The sequence below is a fragment of the Thalassospira sp. ER-Se-21-Dark genome, from assembly GCF_017922435.1.
Lineage (GTDB): Bacteria > Pseudomonadota > Alphaproteobacteria > Rhodospirillales > Thalassospiraceae > Thalassospira.
Window position 1 is genome coordinate 371,624 of sequence record NZ_VDEZ01000002.1, and the last position, 15,025, is coordinate 386,648.

At 51.9% G+C, this 15,025-nt stretch carries 17 protein-coding genes; 13 read left to right on the forward strand and 4 right to left on the reverse strand.

Features of this window, described 5'->3' with window-relative positions; translation table 11 throughout:
- The first annotated feature begins 187 nt into the window (after nt 1–187).
- From FHI25_RS09345 to rpsI, 4 genes are all read left to right on the forward strand, one after another.
- Nucleotides 188–475, forward strand: a complete 288-nt coding sequence (locus FHI25_RS09345) for a hypothetical protein (protein ID WP_064789491.1) — start codon at nt 188–190, stop codon at nt 473–475.
- A 138-nt stretch (nt 476–613) separates the two neighbouring features.
- Nucleotides 614–1,054 (forward strand): PaaI family thioesterase, encoded by a 441-nt coding sequence (locus FHI25_RS09350; protein ID WP_210517066.1) that lies wholly within the window; start codon nt 614–616, stop codon nt 1,052–1,054.
- Nucleotides 1,055–1,209: 155 nt separating this feature from the next.
- Nucleotides 1,210–1,677 carry a 50S ribosomal protein L13 gene (gene rplM / locus FHI25_RS09355; RefSeq protein ID WP_008890948.1) on the forward strand — a complete coding sequence of 156 codons (468 nt, stop codon included), beginning with the start codon at nt 1,210–1,212 and terminating at the stop codon, nt 1,675–1,677.
- Nucleotides 1,674–2,165, forward strand: a complete 492-nt coding sequence (gene rpsI, locus FHI25_RS09360; RefSeq protein ID WP_086013195.1) for a 30S ribosomal protein S9 — start codon at nt 1,674–1,676, stop codon at nt 2,163–2,165. Before rplM ends, rpsI begins: the two co-directional genes overlap by 4 nt.
- Nucleotides 2,166–2,313: 148 nt before the next feature.
- Here the strand turns inward: rpsI and FHI25_RS09365 are convergent, their stop codons facing one another.
- Entirely contained in the window at nt 2,314–3,477 is a 1,164-nt protein-coding gene (locus tag FHI25_RS09365) for an alpha-hydroxy acid oxidase (RefSeq protein ID WP_210517069.1), read from the reverse strand.
- A gap of 381 nt (nt 3,478–3,858) precedes the next feature.
- Between FHI25_RS09365 and FHI25_RS09370 the strand changes: the two genes are divergently transcribed.
- Complete coding sequence (locus FHI25_RS09370; RefSeq protein WP_210517072.1) at nt 3,859–4,755, forward strand: GNAT family N-acetyltransferase; 897 nt, start codon at nt 3,859–3,861, stop codon at nt 4,753–4,755.
- 77 nt (nt 4,756–4,832) lie between these two features.
- Complete coding sequence (locus tag FHI25_RS09375) at nt 4,833–5,705, forward strand: hypothetical protein (protein WP_210517074.1); 873 nt, start codon at nt 4,833–4,835, stop codon at nt 5,703–5,705.
- A gap of 16 nt (nt 5,706–5,721) precedes the next feature.
- Here FHI25_RS09375 and FHI25_RS09380 read toward each other — a convergent pair whose 3' ends face one another.
- The 3 genes from FHI25_RS09380 to FHI25_RS09390 form a co-directional block, all read right to left on the reverse strand.
- Nucleotides 5,722–6,825, reverse strand: coding sequence for a DegT/DnrJ/EryC1/StrS family aminotransferase (locus FHI25_RS09380; protein WP_210517077.1), 1,104 nt, complete (start codon nt 6,823–6,825; stop codon nt 5,722–5,724).
- Between the two features lie 77 nt (nt 6,826–6,902).
- Nucleotides 6,903–7,790, reverse strand: a complete 888-nt coding sequence (locus FHI25_RS09385; RefSeq protein WP_210517079.1) for a glycosyltransferase — start codon at nt 7,788–7,790, stop codon at nt 6,903–6,905.
- A 47-nt stretch (nt 7,791–7,837) separates the two neighbouring features.
- On the reverse strand, nt 7,838–8,248 hold the full coding sequence (locus FHI25_RS09390) for an FdtA/QdtA family cupin domain-containing protein (RefSeq protein ID WP_210517082.1): 411 nt from the start codon (nt 8,246–8,248) through the stop codon (nt 7,838–7,840).
- 189 nt (nt 8,249–8,437) lie between these two features.
- Here FHI25_RS09390 and FHI25_RS09395 point away from each other — a divergent pair, with 189 nt between their 5' ends.
- The 7 genes from FHI25_RS09395 to FHI25_RS09425 all read left to right on the forward strand — a co-directional run bounded on the left by FHI25_RS09395 (nt 8,438) and on the right by FHI25_RS09425 (nt 14,926).
- Entirely contained in the window at nt 8,438–9,394 is a 957-nt protein-coding gene (locus tag FHI25_RS09395) for an ATP-grasp domain-containing protein (protein WP_210517085.1), read from the forward strand.
- On the forward strand, nt 9,391–10,026 hold the full coding sequence (locus tag FHI25_RS09400) for an HAD hydrolase-like protein (protein ID WP_210517087.1): 636 nt from the start codon (nt 9,391–9,393) through the stop codon (nt 10,024–10,026). The genes FHI25_RS09395 and FHI25_RS09400 overlap by 4 nt, the downstream gene beginning before the upstream one ends.
- Before the next feature lie 32 nt (nt 10,027–10,058).
- Entirely contained in the window at nt 10,059–10,772 is a 714-nt protein-coding gene (locus FHI25_RS09405) for a class I SAM-dependent methyltransferase (RefSeq protein WP_210517089.1), read from the forward strand.
- A 27-nt stretch (nt 10,773–10,799) separates the two neighbouring features.
- Entirely contained in the window at nt 10,800–11,657 is an 858-nt protein-coding gene (locus FHI25_RS09410; protein WP_210517091.1) for a hypothetical protein, read from the forward strand.
- Nucleotides 11,658–11,668: 11 nt separating this feature from the next.
- Nucleotides 11,669–13,015 carry a hypothetical protein gene (locus FHI25_RS09415; protein WP_210517094.1) on the forward strand — a complete coding sequence of 449 codons (1,347 nt, stop codon included), beginning with the start codon at nt 11,669–11,671 and terminating at the stop codon, nt 13,013–13,015.
- A 162-nt stretch (nt 13,016–13,177) separates the two neighbouring features.
- The gene (gene argC, locus FHI25_RS09420) at nt 13,178–14,224 is read left to right on the forward strand and encodes an N-acetyl-gamma-glutamyl-phosphate reductase (protein ID WP_210517102.1); all 1,047 of its coding nucleotides are present in this window, start codon (nt 13,178–13,180) and stop codon (nt 14,222–14,224) included.
- A gap of 174 nt (nt 14,225–14,398) precedes the next feature.
- Nucleotides 14,399–14,926, forward strand: a complete 528-nt coding sequence (locus FHI25_RS09425; RefSeq protein WP_210517104.1) for a gamma carbonic anhydrase family protein — start codon at nt 14,399–14,401, stop codon at nt 14,924–14,926.
- Nucleotides 14,927–15,025 lie beyond the last annotated feature (99 nt).

Genomic DNA, 15,025 nt, shown 5'->3' on the forward strand with positions numbered 1-15,025 from the left:
GTGACGTCAGGGCCGCTTGGGCCTTGCGCGTTGAGCAACGATAAGAAAAAGGTAAGGGGAAGACAGAGCGAAATCATCCGAGGCGGGGGCCGCCGTGATCATGGCATGATGGAAATGATGCCGTGATCAGGGCGAAATGACAGTTCACCCTGTTGCAGGAGGCAGCAATCGATGCTGTGAAGTCGCCATGATGTATGACGAAACCGGTCAGGAAGACCGTCAACCTGTTTACTTGCCTGAGAACCGCTTTCACTGGGCATCCAATGACGAAGTCGACAAACCGCTGCGTGATCTTTCGCGTGGGCCAGTTCACGCCCGGTTCAGGCAAAAATCTGATCCGGGGCCGGGTATGTCGCCCGGTGAGTGGATGCGTGAAAATTTGCCCGGGCTCGGCGCGACGGCGATTGCGGCAATCGTGATCCTGTGTGTCGTGGTGGCGATCTATACCGACGTGGCCGGGATCTTGACCCGCTAGTGGTTGGGGATCTGATGTCCCCTAAAAGCGGTCTGTGTATGCGTAAATTGTTGACGTTAACGTAAACGTTATGTCAGGCTATCTCCCTGAAACAAAAATGCTGCGTCAAAGCAGCTCCAGAGGGAGGCCATCCAAGCCATGAACAGTTCCGTGACCCGGACCGGCGTAACGCCAGCCGACTTTGATGCCATCATGCGCGAGAAAGTCCCGTTTGTCGGCGATATGGATGTCAGGACCGAAAGCCTTTCAGACGATACCGCAATCCTGCGCCTGCCATTCAAGGAACGCTACCTGCGTCCCGGCAATGTGGTGACCGGGCCTGCGATCTTTGCGCTGGCCGATATTGCGCTGTATGCCGTGGCGTGGCTTGTGGTGCCCAAGGCGGATCTGGCGGTAACGACCGAGGCGACAGTACATTTCCTGTCCGGGGCAAAGCCCGGCGATCTGATTGCAGAGGCCAAAATCCTGAAGGCGGGGAGGCGGCTTTTGATTGCCGAATGCAATATTCGATCTGCCGTTGATGACAGCCTTTGTGCGCATGTGATCGGGACTTATGCCATGCCGCCGACCGAAAAATAGGCTAAATTGTTGTGGTAAAATAATACCGCAATCGTTAAGTCATTGATTTAATGTGAAATATTCCTGTTGTTTTCCTGTTGGATGCTGGCATAATGCGCCGACTTTCAACGAGGGAACATTCCCTCCGTGGAACCCAGTTTTCGAGTATAGAAATAATGAAAACCTTCACTGCGACACCGAGCGACATCGAGCGCAAATGGTTCGTGGTCGACGCAGAAGACGTCGTCCTTGGCCGCCTTGCAGCCGTTGTTGCCAACCGTCTTCGTGGTAAACACAAAGCGATGTTTACCCCGCACATGGATTGTGGCGATCACATCGTCATCGTCAATGCCGAAAAAGTCAAACTGACTGGCCGTAAACTTCAGAACAAGAAGTTCTACTGGCACACCGGTTACCCGGGCGGCATCAAAGAACGCACCATGGACAAGCTCCTGAACGGTGAGCATCCGGAACGCGTCATCATCAAAGCTGTTGAGCGTATGATGAGCCGTGGCCCGCTGCGCAGCCAGGTTCTTTCCAAACTGCACGTCTATGCTGGTACCGAGCATCCGCATGAAGCTCAGAAGCCGGAAGTCCTCGACGTAGCGGCTATGAACGAAAAGAATAAGCGGAGTGGCAAATAATGGCCGACACCAAAACTCTTGAAGATCTCAAGGATCTGGCACAGGGCGGCGAAGTTGCTGCTGCTGCAGAAGGCACCCTGCCGGAGCCGAAGATCGACGCACAGGGCCGTTCCTATGCAACTGGCCGTCGTAAGAACGCAATTGCACGCGTCTGGATCAAACCGGGCTCGGGCAAAGTCACCGTCAATGGCCGTGAGTTCGAAGACTACTTCGCACGTCCGGTTCTGCGCATGGTGATCAACCAGCCGTTCGGCGTAACCAATCGCAAAGATCAGTTCGACGTTGTCTGCACCGTTTCCGGTGGCGGTCTTTCCGGTCAGGCCGGTGCCGTTCGTCACGGTATCTCCCGTGCACTGACCATGTTCGAGCCGGCACTGCGTCCGTCACTCAAAGCTGGTGGGTTCCTCACCCGTGACTCGCGTGCTGTTGAACGTAAAAAATACGGTCGCGCCAAAGCTCGTCGTAGCTTCCAGTTCTCGAAACGTTAAGTCGTTTTCGGGCACTAGGCTCGCGATACTGTTTGGAAAAGCGTCACCCTCGGGTGGCGCTTTTTCTTTTTGCGAAAGCCAATAAAAAAACGGCGTTCTCACATAGGAGAGCGCCGCTTTTTGTTTCGTATCAAGACGTTCCGATTGCTTATTGCCAGCGGTCCGAGAAATCGCGCGGGATCATCAGGATGTCACGATCAACTTTGGTGACGTCCGTGCGCCCACACAGCGCCATCGAGACTTCAAGCTCCTTGTGAATGAGCTCAAGCGCCTTGGTTACACCGGCTTCGCCCATCGCGCCAAGGCCATAGACATAAGCGCGGCCGATATAGGTGCCCTTGGCGCCCATTGCCAAGGCCTTCAGCACGTCCTGACCAGAACGGATGCCGCTATCAAGATGGACTTCGATCTTGTCACCAACGGCATCCATGATCGCCGGCAGTGCCCGAATAGAGGACAGGGCGCCATCAAGCTGGCGTCCGCCGTGGTTGGAAACGATGATGGCGTCTGCGCCGACATTGAGCGCCTCCAGCGCATCGCGCGGATCAATGATCCCCTTGATGATCAGCGGCCCGTCCCACATCTTGCGGAATTCGCGAATACGATCCCAATCAAGGGATACATCGAACGCTTCGGCGGTCCAGGTGCTCAGCGATGACGCGTCGGCAACACCCTTGGCGTGACCGACAATGTTGCCAAAGAAGCGCCGCTTGGTGCCGAGCATGCCAAGGCCCCATTGGACCTTGGTCATCATGTTGGTAACCGATTTGAAAGTCAGCTTGGGCGGGGCGGACAGGCCGTTTTTCAGATCCTTGTGGCGCTGTCCGAGCATCTGAAGATCGACCGTGATGACCGCTGCCGAACATTTGGCGGCTTTGGCGCGGTCAAACAGGCGCTTCATGAAGTCGTCGTCTTTCAGTGTGTAAACCTGCAGCCAGAATGGCTTGGAGGTGTTTTCGGCGACATCCTCGATCGAGCAGATCGACATGGTTGACAGCGTGTAGGGGACGCCGAATTTTTCTGCCGCACGCGCAGCCTTGATCTCGCCATCAGCACTTTGCATGCCAGTTAGTCCGACCGGGGCAAGGGCGACGGGCATGGACACATCCTGACCAATCATCTGGCTTTTGGTGGTGCGCCCGGCCATGTCGATTGCGACCCGCTGACGCAGGTGGATTTCCTGAAAGTCGGTGGTGTTTTCACGGAATGTCTGCTCGGTCCAGCTTCCGGATTCTGCGTAATCATAAAACATGCGCGGAGTACGCCGTTTATAGATACGTTTCAGGTCTTCGACGCAGGTAATCACTGGCATGAGCTCAACTCCGAATAAAATGTACGCCGTATTGGTAATACCAGTTTCCAAGGTTAGTGCAAACCGAATTGAAAATCAGCTTTTGACTTGCTGTTTTTGTATGTCGGAATTCGGGTGATGTTGTTGTCGGCAAAGAATTTTAAAAAGAGGGATCGAAAATTCGGAAGGTTGTGATATTAACAAATCTCTGATGCAATAATTTTTTGAATTTAAGGTGTGATCCAATGGTTGGAACAATGCGACGAGTTTTCAAAACATAACGGTTTGAACCTCTGTTGGATAACCTTGCGATATGTGAAGGGCCGCTAATGGAGCGGTCTTTTTTTATGCCAATTTGAAAGTTTGGCACTTACCTGAAGCCCAAAGAAAGGGACCCCCGATATGCAGTACAGAAAGCTGCACGACGCCGATTTCGATGCCGCAAACGCATTCCTTGCCAATCATGCAGCGACCTGCATGGTGCTGCGCGGGAACCTGCGAACTGCCGGTATCGAACGACGTCGTCACCCGCTTTCTGGCAACTGGTTCGGGGAAGTGGCCCCGGATGGCAGCATCAGCGCGATTGTCGCGCAATTTGGCAATGGCAATGTCTTTGTCGAGGCCGGCGACCAGAAGGCTATCCCAAAGGCCCTGACGGCGGCGTTTGTTGCAGATGCGCTGAAGCCGGTTGCAGGTGTGTTTGGTGATGCTGATGCGGCGCAGGATATGCTCTGCCAACTGGGGCTTGAGGATGCGGCCTATGCGATCAATGCATCGGATGTGCTTTACGAGCTTGATCTTGCCAACCTGATCGTGCCGCAAAACGCCCGTGCCGATGATTTTCAGATGGTTGATGCGGAAAAGATTGACCGCAATACATTGCTGCGCTGGTTGCGCGCCTACGAAATCGAGGCACTCGGCGCGGAAGACACACCAAGCCTTGATAGTAAAATCGCCTCACGCCTCGTCCATGCACTGGATGCCCGGACCATGTGGGGCCTGATCGTCGACGGCAAGGCGGTGTCGCTTTCGGGCTTTAACGCAACCTTGCCCGATATGGTGCAAGTCGGCCCCGTCTGGACCCCGCCCGAAGAACGCTCAAACGGCTACGCCCGCATTCTGGTGGCCAAAACGCTTCTGGCAGTGCGGGCGCGGGGTGTTAAACGTGCTATTCTGTCAACTGATAGTGAAGCGGCGTCGAAAGCCTATGAGGCGCTTGGCTTTAAGAAGAGCGGGCGGTATCGGTTGGCGTTATTAAGTAAACCGTCTGTCGTTCATATGGAGGATTGTACACTGTGAGATGGCTTCTTGCTGTAAGTGTAAGTTAAGCCTTTTGTGATTATGGTGGGCTAAATTTCAAGAGGTTTGAGGTAAAGATGAGCTCCAACGGTAACCTGAAAATCCGCGTATCCTGGTACGATGAGAGTCAGAAACCCTTCTTGGACGAGTTGGACGATAAGGTTTTCGAGCCTTGGGATGTCAGCTTCAACGCCAAGAGCGATCTGTTGGAGTTGGATCTTTTCCGCAAGCTTCTTGAAGAAAATCCGTTTGAAACCGAAGACGATCTTATGGGCGTGTTTTCTTGGAAGTTTCTACGGAAGTCAGGAGTTCCTTATGATCATCTTATGGCAGAGATCGCGAAAGCCCGACGTAAGGAAGTCGACGCCATCATCCTTAATCCTGCGATTGCCAATAACGCTTTGTTTGCCAACGGCCTAGAGCAGGGTATTGCCTGTGGGCATGGTGGTTTCAAGGTTGTTTTTCCGAAGCTTGAGCTTGGGCAAATAACCAAATCGCTGTTGCCTGTAGACACCTTCTGTATGTCTTCGTACATCATCGCTAATCGCGCATTTTGGCGTGATTTGGTGCGCTTTCTTGACTTGTATTTGGATATCGCTGACCGTCTGGCGAAGACCGACGAAGAGTTCAAGAAGGTCTATTTTGCAAGTGCTGGTTACCATCGGAACCGCAAATTTGATCATCGACCATTTATGATTGAGCGATTGGTTCAGCTATTCCTGAATACGCGAATGTATAACGTTCATTATTTGCATCCCACGGAGAATTGGTTGGGCAACAAATTCGGGGACAAGGCCGAAATTGTGGACAAGTTATACCACCTCAAGCGAGTGTCGCTAAATAACAGCCTTTTGCTCAAGGAATGGATGCAAGTACGACATCCGATTGTTTCAGATTGGCCGAAATTGACAGAGTTTTTCCATCTCGACGATCCGAAAATAGAAATGTGAATGGGCGGATCCGGGGCTAACTCGCAGAAAAGTCTCTAATTGTCTTTGCTACGTAGCGACACTGGTCAGTACTGAGATGCGGCCCGATTGGCAGGCTAAGCACGTCTTTGGCATATTGGTCTGCAAGTGGATAGTTGCCGTTTGCCGGGAGACTGTCAGCGTATGCTTGCTGCCTGTGGGAGGGTACCGGATAGTGAATGCCGGTACCAATGTTATGCTGGGCAAGATAGCTTTGCAGCTTGTCACGTTCAGGCTGACGTATGACAAAAAGGTGCCATACCGCATCCGCCCATTCCGGGATTGCAGGCAGAATGACGTTGCTGTCTTGCAGTTCCTCTAAGTAAACGGTGGCTTGCTCTTTGCGCAAATTGTTCCATTGATTAAGGTGTCGAAGCTTGACTTCAAGCATTGCCGCCTGCAGCGGGTCTAGGCGGCTATTAAAGCCTTTCACCTCGTTAAAGTACTTCTTCCGGGAGCCATAATTTCGCAGAGTTCTTAGCTTTTCTGCGAGTTCTGCGTCGTTTGTGGTGATTGCGCCGCCATCCCCAAACGCGCCCAGATTCTTTGCCGGGTAAAAGCTCCATGTTGCGATGGTCCCGTGGCCACCGATTTTGCGGCCCTTATAAGATGCCCCGTGCGCCTGTGCGGCGTCTTCAATGACCGGAATGTTGTACTGCTCAGATATCTTCAGAATCGGATCAAGGTCAGCTGGTTGACCATAAAGATGTACCGGAATGATTGCTCGTGTTTGCTGGGTGATTGCGGCTTCCACCTGCTCCGGATCGATATTGAAGCTGTTTGCACCCGGTTCAACCGGAACTGGGATGGCACCAACCTGTGAAACGGCCAGCCAGGTCGCAATAAAGGTATGAGACGGAACAATAACTTCGTCGCCGGGGCCTACGTCGAGAGTGCGCAGGGAAAGAACCAGTGCGTCAAGGCCGCTTGCCACGCCGACGCAGTGTTTCACACCGCAATAGCTGGCGTATGCCGCTTCAAAACTTTCGACAGCCTCACCGAGAATATAGGAGCCAGATTCCATAACCTTTTGATACGCAGAGTCGATCTCTGATTTTATTGTTTGATATGTATGGCCCGGATCCAGAAATTGGACTTTCATCGGTGCACTTTCCTGGTGATCGTCTATCATTGCTGCATTTATTGGCAATGCAGGTTACCGCAAAACGAAAGGGCTGATTATTTCTGGGTTGTCTCTTTCAGATAATCCTCAAATTTCTGCGCAAATTCAGCAACAGCAGGGAATTTCGTTGACCAATAGCGGCTCAGAGCACGAGCCTGCTTAGCGCCTTGCGCTACAAGTTCGGTATCCGTAATTACGCCAGCTTCGTGGGAAGCGATCAGAAGCTCGATCCAGTCAGTGATCGCAAATAAGAAATCCGGATTGCTTTCTGGATTGGAGTTTGAGTTGTGTTGAGGATCGAAACGGAAATAGCTCAGTTCTTCGTCAAGATAATGTGCCTGATGGCCTCGAGTGGCATTCCAGTAAAAAACAACGTCACTTAAGCCTTTCGTGTAAATGGCGTTGTCATATGTCAGAGCGTTGGTCCTGTCATACTGTTTAAGGAACTCTCTCCTAAGCATGATAGTTGAAAACTCCCCGACAAAATTCTGGAAGCTCAGAATCATCCTCCGTTGCAATTCTTTGCCGTCTATCAGGAACGGTTGATTCGCCGGGCGTCTTTGTTTTTTTCGTTTGTTTTCGCTGTTGATAGTCGTCGATGCAGAAAACACCAAGCTGGTGTTTGGGTTCGATTGAAGTGCTTCTACCATTCGTTCGACGCAAAAAGGATGGAGCAAGTCGTCATCAAAAAGCGGTTTAATATAGTCACCTTTTGCTGAAAAAATGGCATCTAGAATGTTCTGTCCGCCTTTGAGTTCATTTCTGTAATAATTAATTCCATTAAAGCGCTGGCAGGTTTCCGCAATGGTTTCGGTAGGACAATTGTCGGAGACAATTATCTCCGTGTTATTATAGGTTTGTCCTATTGCTGACCTAAGAGTTTGTTCAAAAAATTCAGTTTTGTAGCTTGGAATAACAATCGAAACCAATGGGTTTTGAGACATATCTGCCTGGTTCCTCCTCGGGTTGAACGTATTTCTATGGACTTGAATTAGCTGCTCGAAACTGCCCGGAGAAAGGCTTGGTAGTCGCGGTGATAGTCTCCTTCCTCATAGAAGCTGGATGCCAGTACCATGCAGACCGATCCGGATGAAAAGTTATCGAGCTCTCGCCAAATCATGGGACATATATAGAGCCCATTGTAAGAGCGATTGAGGTGAAAACGCTTTTTTTCAGCTCCATCATCAAGCACGATATCGAAGCTTCCCGACATGGCTACTATCAGTTGGTGCAGCTTTTTGTGTGCATGACCACCTCGTACAGCGCCGCCGGGAACGTCATAGAGGTAATAGACCCGCTGTATGTCGAACGGAATATGATTGTTTGCCTCAATGAATGTCAGGTTCCCCTGACTACTAGAGATTTTGGGCAGCTCGACAATTTTGCACTGATGAATGGTCATATGATCAAAATCCCATGTCTCGATCTTCTAAAGATAAGCACCTGAAGTTTGCTTTCCTGTTAACTTCAGACAGATCTTTGATGTTTGTACATCTTTTCATAGCAGGGACAAAAACTTAACGAATAATTTTAAGGTTCCGTATAGCAAGAGATATCGACATTATTGGAGAAGGTTGACGGAGATCAGGTCATGACGGCAATTCTTCTCGGTGCGGCCGGGACGGGCACATCTTTTGCCATCGCAAGCAGACTTCGAGCGGTTTGGGGAGATGCAGTGCGCATTGTCTCTGTGGATATAAATCCCTCAGAGCTGGTGACCACGTCACTGCTTTCTGATGCATTCATCCAGGTTCCCTTGGCAGATGACCCAGCTTATGAGAACAGGATACGGAATATTCTGCTTTCAGAAGGTATTGATGTTTATGTGCCAATCTTGAACGAAGAGCATGTTGTGGCCCAATCTATTATCGAAGATCCAGATTTTAGCGGTCTTGATGTCTGGAGTTCCGAACTGTACGCGCGATGCACAGACAAAGATTTTGCTGACAAGTTTCTGAAACGTATCGGTGTGCCGACCCCTAAGGTCATTGATCCAATTTCGCTTCGCCCTTCTGGAACGTGTTTTGTCAAACCTAGGAGAGGGGTCGGCAGCAAAGGGGCTCGCAAATTATCTTTTGCTGGATTAACCGGTCTCTCGAAGTTGGAACTCGAAAGCCTGATTGTTCAGGAAGTGTGTGAAGGACCCGAGGTCACGGTTGACAGTTTTTACGATGCACACACAGATGCATCGTTTGCTTATTGCCGCGAAAGGATTGAGACGAAGTCAGGCGTTTGTACCAAGGCGCGTATTTTTTTCGACGCTGAGCTGGCAAATATTGCGCAAAAGATCGGTAACGGCTTGCAACAACGCGGCACAATTTGCTTTCAGGCAATGAAGGCCCGAAGCGATTGGGTGATTACTGACCTGAACGTTCGCTCTGGAGCAGGGACTGCGATCACATGCAGTGCAGGGTTCGATGTTTTAGCTGCAGCATTTGCCTGTCGTACAGGGCAGAATTACAGCAAGTTTGTTCGTCAGCTTGCTGTCGATGAAGAGTTTATAGTTACGAGGCAGTATGCTGAATTCGTAATGGCTCATCGCCAATGAATTATGCTTTTGATCTTGATGGTACCCTCATAACAGCGCGCCAACGCCAAATGACGCTCTTGCAAGCCGTTGCAAGGCGTATTGATGTGCCGATTAGCGAGAACGTGATTTGGCAGAAGAAACGTGAAGGTATCTCGACGCAGGCTGCGTTGCTGGAGATAGGCGTGAATGAAGCAAAGGCAATGGAGATCGCCCGCGCTTGGCTTCAGGATATCGAGACACCCTATTGGTTAAGTCTCGATACACTTTTTGACGATACGTTGACGGTACTTGAAAGCTTTCGGAAGATTGGAAAATCACTGATTTTGCTGACAGCGCGGCAAAATAAGAGCCTACTTTTACAGCAACTCACGCGTCTTGGGATACAAGAGTATTTCGAGGCTGTTGAATACGTGTCCCCATTTTTTGCCGTCGATGAGAAAGCAAGGGTCTTGTCCCAACGCACTTTCTCAGGCTTTGTTGGCGATAGTGAAACCGATTTTGATGCGGCCAAAAGGACCGGGACACCGTTTTATGCCGTTTCCACTGGGCAGCGGTCACCGACCTTTCTTAGCGGTCTGGGGGTTGGTTGTGTGCACAGTTCGCTGCTTGAAGTCAGAGACGCCATCTTTGATGCCGTCTTGGATAGTTGAAGCAAAGTTGAGCGCATTGAAGGAGATCTAATATGGATGCCGAGGAAAAAAGCAGGCTTGAACACATCGCGAATAATTCGCTGTACGACAAAGGTGCGAATGCCGCGACCATACACTACGAGTTTGAGGTGTTTCGCAGATTTGTTGTGCCGGGCAGCATTCTTGAAATGGGTCCAGCAGAAGGTTTGATGACATCACACCTTGTCGACCTTGGGCAAGAAGTCGTCTGTGTCGATGGATCTGAGTTCTTCAGTCAGCGATTGAAAGAAAAGTATCCATCGATAGAAGTTATTACCTGCCTGTTTGAAGATTTTCAGACAGATCGCAAGTTCGACAACATTGTTCTGGGGCACGTTCTGGAACATGTTGATGATCCTGTGCAAATTCTCGAAGTCGCAAAGAAGTTTCTCGCCCCGAACGGTGTTTTGTTCGCGGCCGTGCCGAACGCACGATCCTTGCATCGACAAGCTGGTGTCATCATGGGGCTTTTGCGGGCTGAAGATGAATTAAATGATCTTGATAAACATCATGGGCATCGCAGGGTGTTTAACCCCGAAAGCTTCCGTCAGGCATTCTATCAGTCCGGATATAACATTGATTATTTCGGTGGTTATTGGTTGAAGCCTGTCGCAAACAGCCAGATCGAAGCCAACTGGACAGCCGAGATGTTGGAAGCCTTTATGAAGCTTGGAGAACGCTATCCTGATATCGCGGGCGAGATTTATGTCGTCGCATCCCATAAATAAACTCTCCCCGATAAGGGTAACTCGACTATGACCAACAATACCCCCTACAACATCTGCATCGTTCAGCCTACAGGCTATATCCATTCGCTGGCGTTTGCGGAGTTGGCCGAGCTTTTGATGTATTCGGTCCGCGATGCCGGGTATCCCGCCCAAATTCAGACCAATCAGTTTGTGCAAGGAGCGGTCAATATAATTGTCGGGGCGCATTTGCTTGATGTTTCGGCTCTGCGTGCTGTGCCAGAGGGAACGATTATCCTTAATACCGAGCAGCTCACGGGTGTTGGCGAGAAATGGCGGGAGCAGCTGACAGGCTGGTTCGAGTCCGGCCTTGAAATCTGGGATTACAGCCCGGCCAATATCGAGGTCATCAAGGCGCTGGGGGCTGAAAAGGTCCGCTACTTGCCGATTGGCTTCCAGAAAGAGCTCCAGCGGATCGATATTACCGTCGAACAGGACATTGACGTTCTGTTCTATGGGTCGATTAATGAGCGCCGGCGGGACATCCTAAACCAGATTGAAGCCAAGGGGCTCAACCTGAAGGTCCTGATGGGGGTTTATGGCAAGGAACGTGATCAGTGGATCGCGCGTTCAAAAGTCATCCTGAACCACCACTTCTATGAGAGCCAGATTTTTGAAATCGTGCGTGTCTCCTACCTTTTGACCAATGCCAAGGCGGTCGTCGCGGAAGTAAACCCGGAAACCGTGATCGAGGATCGATTCCGCAAAGGGGTCATCGATGTGCCATATGCCGGTTTGGTGGATGCGGTGTGTGACTTGGTTGCCGACACGACCAAACGTAAGGCATTGCAGCGCCGCGCGTTAAACAGCCTCATAAAATATCCGCAGGTTGAGTTCACCAAACCTCTTCTGGAATTCACTCACTAAGGCTTACCGACATGCTGCGAGCAGACACGCGTATCAAGGTTGCTGCGTGCCGTGCCGGTGCCATGTTTGCGCTTGTCTGCGTCATTGCCTTTGGGGTTGTACTTCCGGCAGTAGCTGAGAACCTGTCACAGGTCCTTTATCGCTTTGAAAACCGGGCGCTGACTTTGGGGCGATATGGCGCGGTGGCGGTATTTCAGGAACGGCTTTTTACGCAGGCGGCCAATTGTGCGGGCAAATCGGACAGTAGCTATGGCGCGCCGGATGGGGTTGTCGGGGCGAAAACGCGGCAGGCGATCATTGATCTGCAGCCGTGTTTGAATGCGGCTGTTCGGGCTGCCGTTGGGGCTGAGAGTTACGGCGCGATCACGATCGGGCTCTGGCGGTTATTAATGCCAGCCCAGCTGCCACCACCTGATGCGATCACGCGGGCCAACCACCTGACCTTTGCGCTGGAGGGGACGGACTACGACGTCATTCAGTTTAATTTCTGTCAGTCGAAAAATCCCCGCAGCGGCAAGACCTTCCTTGAAGGTGATCCTTATTGCCATACCAATGATCCGCGCGCCTATCTGACATGGGGCCCGCGCGGGGCAACGGCCGGGGCAGGGGCGGAAATTCAGCAGATTCTGTTTGCGGCTGAGCGCGCCAATCCCGGATTGCTGCAAAACGTCTTTGGCCCGTTTACGGAGGATATGCATCGCCTGGCACTTGGCAACAACGACGCGGCTTTTGATATACTTTGCGCGATCTGGGTTGATGAGCGTAAGCGTACTGCCTTCGAAAAACGCTTTGCCGCTTACGGCGCGCGGTATGAGGTGCAGGCGGCGTATCATCGGGTATATGACGCCGCCAATGCCGACGGCGGCAAGATAGCGCGATTTTTCAAATTATATAACGCCCTGAAACCAGTAATAAATCGAGATCCGACCGAGATTGATCTGGCCTTTTTCATCGACCGTGCAACCCATGGCTCCGTCCCGCCCGGCGATATCAGCGACCTTGTCGACCGCATGACAAAGTTCGTCACCCGCACGCGAAATGTGCCAAGCCCGGGTGAACTGCGTGAACAGCTGGCCGCTTGGTTGCCGACCCACCATAAATACAATGACCGGCTGGCACGTGATGCGATTTTTCTGGTGGATGACCCGGATGTCGTTGTGTCGGATGCTCATCGGCGCATGTGGTTGCAACGATCCGGGCTAAAGGCCAGTGACTTTGGGCTGTCGGATGCGCGCTACGTTGCAAGCTATCCCGTCGCAAGCCCCACCGGATACGAGAAGATCGAGAAATTCTATACCGTTTTGCCCGAGGATGCGCGTGCCTGTCCCGATACCGTGCGTCGTGCGCGCAAGAAATAGGGCGCAATGATTTGCAACCATGACCAAAGCGCATGGGCATATTGCAAATCATAAGGGGGATTTCCCGCCTAATTGCTTGCATCTGCGGGGCTTGTTTGCCAACATCCGGGCGTTATCAATGCCTGTTTTCGAACGGGTGCTAAATATGGAGTAGGAATTGAAATGAGCGACGTTAAGGTCAAAGTCGGAATTCTCGGTGCCAGTGGCTATACCGGGGCGGAACTGGTTCGCATTCTTGCGCATCACGAAGCTTCGGAAATTACCCTGTTGACCGCAGACCGACGCGCCGGACGTCCGTTCGGGGAAGTTTTCCCACATCTTGCCCATATCAAACTGCCAACCATGATCTCGATAGCCGAGGCGGACTGGTCGACCGTCGATCTGATTTTCTGCGCGCTGCCGCATGGCACCACACAGGAAGTCATTGCCGGTTTGCCGGACCACGTGAAGGTCGTTGATCTTTCGGCCGACTTCCGCCTGTTTGATCCGGCGACCTACAAAGAATGGTATGGCGCGGAACATGCCGCACAGGACCTTCAGAAAGAAGTCGTTTATGGCCTGACCGAACTGCACCGTGAAAAGATCAAAAAGGCACGTGTCGTCGCCAATCCGGGCTGTTATCCGACCCCGGTGCAGCTTGCACTGACGCCGCTTCTGGAAGGCAAGCTTGTCCATGCTGAGGACATCATCATTGATGCCAAATCCGGTGTGACGGGTGCCGGCCGTTCGCCCAAGGAAATGACGCTTTATGCCGAAGTGACCGAAGGCATTCATGCCTATGGCACCGGTGGGCACCGCCATGCGCCAGAGATCGAACAGGGCCTTGCCTGGGCGTGCGGCAGTGACGTTGTGGTGAACTTTTCACCGCATCTGATGCCGATGAGCCGCGGTATCCTTGAAAGCATCTACGTCAAAATGACCAACGGCACTACGGCCGAGGACATTCAGGCCGCCCTTGAAAAGCGTTTCGCCGATGAGCCGTTTGTGCGTGTTCTGCCATTCGGTGTCACGCCGCAGACCCGCCATGTGCGTGGGTCAAACTATGTCCTGATGGGGGTGGTTAAGGATCGTGTGCCGGGACGTGTGATCATCGTTGCGGTGGAAGACAATCTGGTCAAAGGCGCATCCGGTCAGGCGGTTCAGAACATGAACGTTATGCTGGGCTTGCCCGAAACCATGGGCCTTGAGATCGAGCCGCTGTTCCCGTAAGCGAACCGGCGAACAACAAGTTAAAGGCGGAGCCATCTGGTTCCGCCTTTTTGGTTATCGGCGAAGCTTTTCGGGCAATGGTCGAATTTTGCCAAAGCGGGCTTTCATGTCGGGCGTATCAACTTTAAACTGACGGCAATTAATTGAATGCCAGTTTGTGAAAGGTCCCACAGCATGCGTTTGTCCTATCGCGGGGTGAAGCCAACCATTGATGAAACCGCCTTCATTGCGCCCAATGCGACGATCATTGGTGATGTTGAAATCGGGGCTGAGACCGGCATCTGGTTTGGCTGTGTTGTTCGTGGAGATGTGCATGAAATCCGTATTGGTTCGCGCACCAATATTCAGGACCTGACCATGGTGCATGTCGCCAAGGGCAAGTTCGGCACCTATATCGGCGATGACGTCACCATCGGCCATTCGGCGATCATTCATGCCTGCACGCTTGAAGATCGAAGCTTTGTCGGCATGGGTGCGACCGTGATGGATGGTTGTGTGATTGAGAAGGGCGGGATGCTGGGTGCCAATGCGCTTTTGGCACCGGGAAAACGCATTCCGGCAGGAGAGCTTTGGGCCGGCGTACCAGCACGCAAGGTACGGGATCTGACGCAGGAAGAAATTGAGTTCTTCAAGGTGTCGGCCGATCGCTATGCCGATCTGGCGCAAGAATATGTCAAATCGATCCCCGAGGACCTGGCATAAGGTCTACCAGTAAAGCGCGTTGCTGGACTGATGTCCTGTGATGCCGGTTATGGTCGGCGCGCGCTTGAATAAACGAATGTGAAGGAAGCCAAAGGCAGC

Bases quoted from the DNA above. Each gene is read 5' to 3' on its own strand.
- FHI25_RS09345 (WP_064789491.1), top strand. From the start codon at position 188: ATGATGTATGACGAAACCGGTCAGGAAGACCGTCAACCTGTTTACTTG.
- FHI25_RS09350 (WP_210517066.1), top strand. From the start codon at position 614: ATGAACAGTTCCGTGACCCGGACCGGCGTAACGCCAGCCGACTTTGAT.
- rplM (WP_008890948.1), top strand. From the start codon at position 1,210: ATGAAAACCTTCACTGCGACACCGAGCGACATCGAGCGCAAATGGTTC.
- FHI25_RS09365 (WP_210517069.1), bottom strand. From the start codon at position 3,477: ATGCCAGTGATTACCTGCGTCGAAGACCTGAAACGTATCTATAAACGG.
- FHI25_RS09370 (WP_210517072.1), top strand. From the start codon at position 3,859: ATGCAGTACAGAAAGCTGCACGACGCCGATTTCGATGCCGCAAACGCA.
- FHI25_RS09375 (WP_210517074.1), top strand. From the start codon at position 4,833: ATGAGCTCCAACGGTAACCTGAAAATCCGCGTATCCTGGTACGATGAG.
- FHI25_RS09380 (WP_210517077.1), bottom strand. From the start codon at position 6,825: ATGAAAGTCCAATTTCTGGATCCGGGCCATACATATCAAACAATAAAA.
- FHI25_RS09385 (WP_210517079.1), bottom strand. From the start codon at position 7,790: ATGTCTCAAAACCCATTGGTTTCGATTGTTATTCCAAGCTACAAAACT.
- FHI25_RS09390 (WP_210517082.1), bottom strand. From the start codon at position 8,248: ATGACCATTCATCAGTGCAAAATTGTCGAGCTGCCCAAAATCTCTAGT.
- FHI25_RS09395 (WP_210517085.1), top strand. From the start codon at position 8,438: ATGACGGCAATTCTTCTCGGTGCGGCCGGGACGGGCACATCTTTTGCC.
- FHI25_RS09400 (WP_210517087.1), top strand. From the start codon at position 9,391: ATGAATTATGCTTTTGATCTTGATGGTACCCTCATAACAGCGCGCCAA.
- FHI25_RS09405 (WP_210517089.1), top strand. From the start codon at position 10,059: ATGGATGCCGAGGAAAAAAGCAGGCTTGAACACATCGCGAATAATTCG.
- FHI25_RS09410 (WP_210517091.1), top strand. From the start codon at position 10,800: ATGACCAACAATACCCCCTACAACATCTGCATCGTTCAGCCTACAGGC.
- FHI25_RS09415 (WP_210517094.1), top strand. From the start codon at position 11,669: ATGCTGCGAGCAGACACGCGTATCAAGGTTGCTGCGTGCCGTGCCGGT.
- argC (WP_210517102.1), top strand. From the start codon at position 13,178: ATGAGCGACGTTAAGGTCAAAGTCGGAATTCTCGGTGCCAGTGGCTAT.
- FHI25_RS09425 (WP_210517104.1), top strand. From the start codon at position 14,399: ATGCGTTTGTCCTATCGCGGGGTGAAGCCAACCATTGATGAAACCGCC.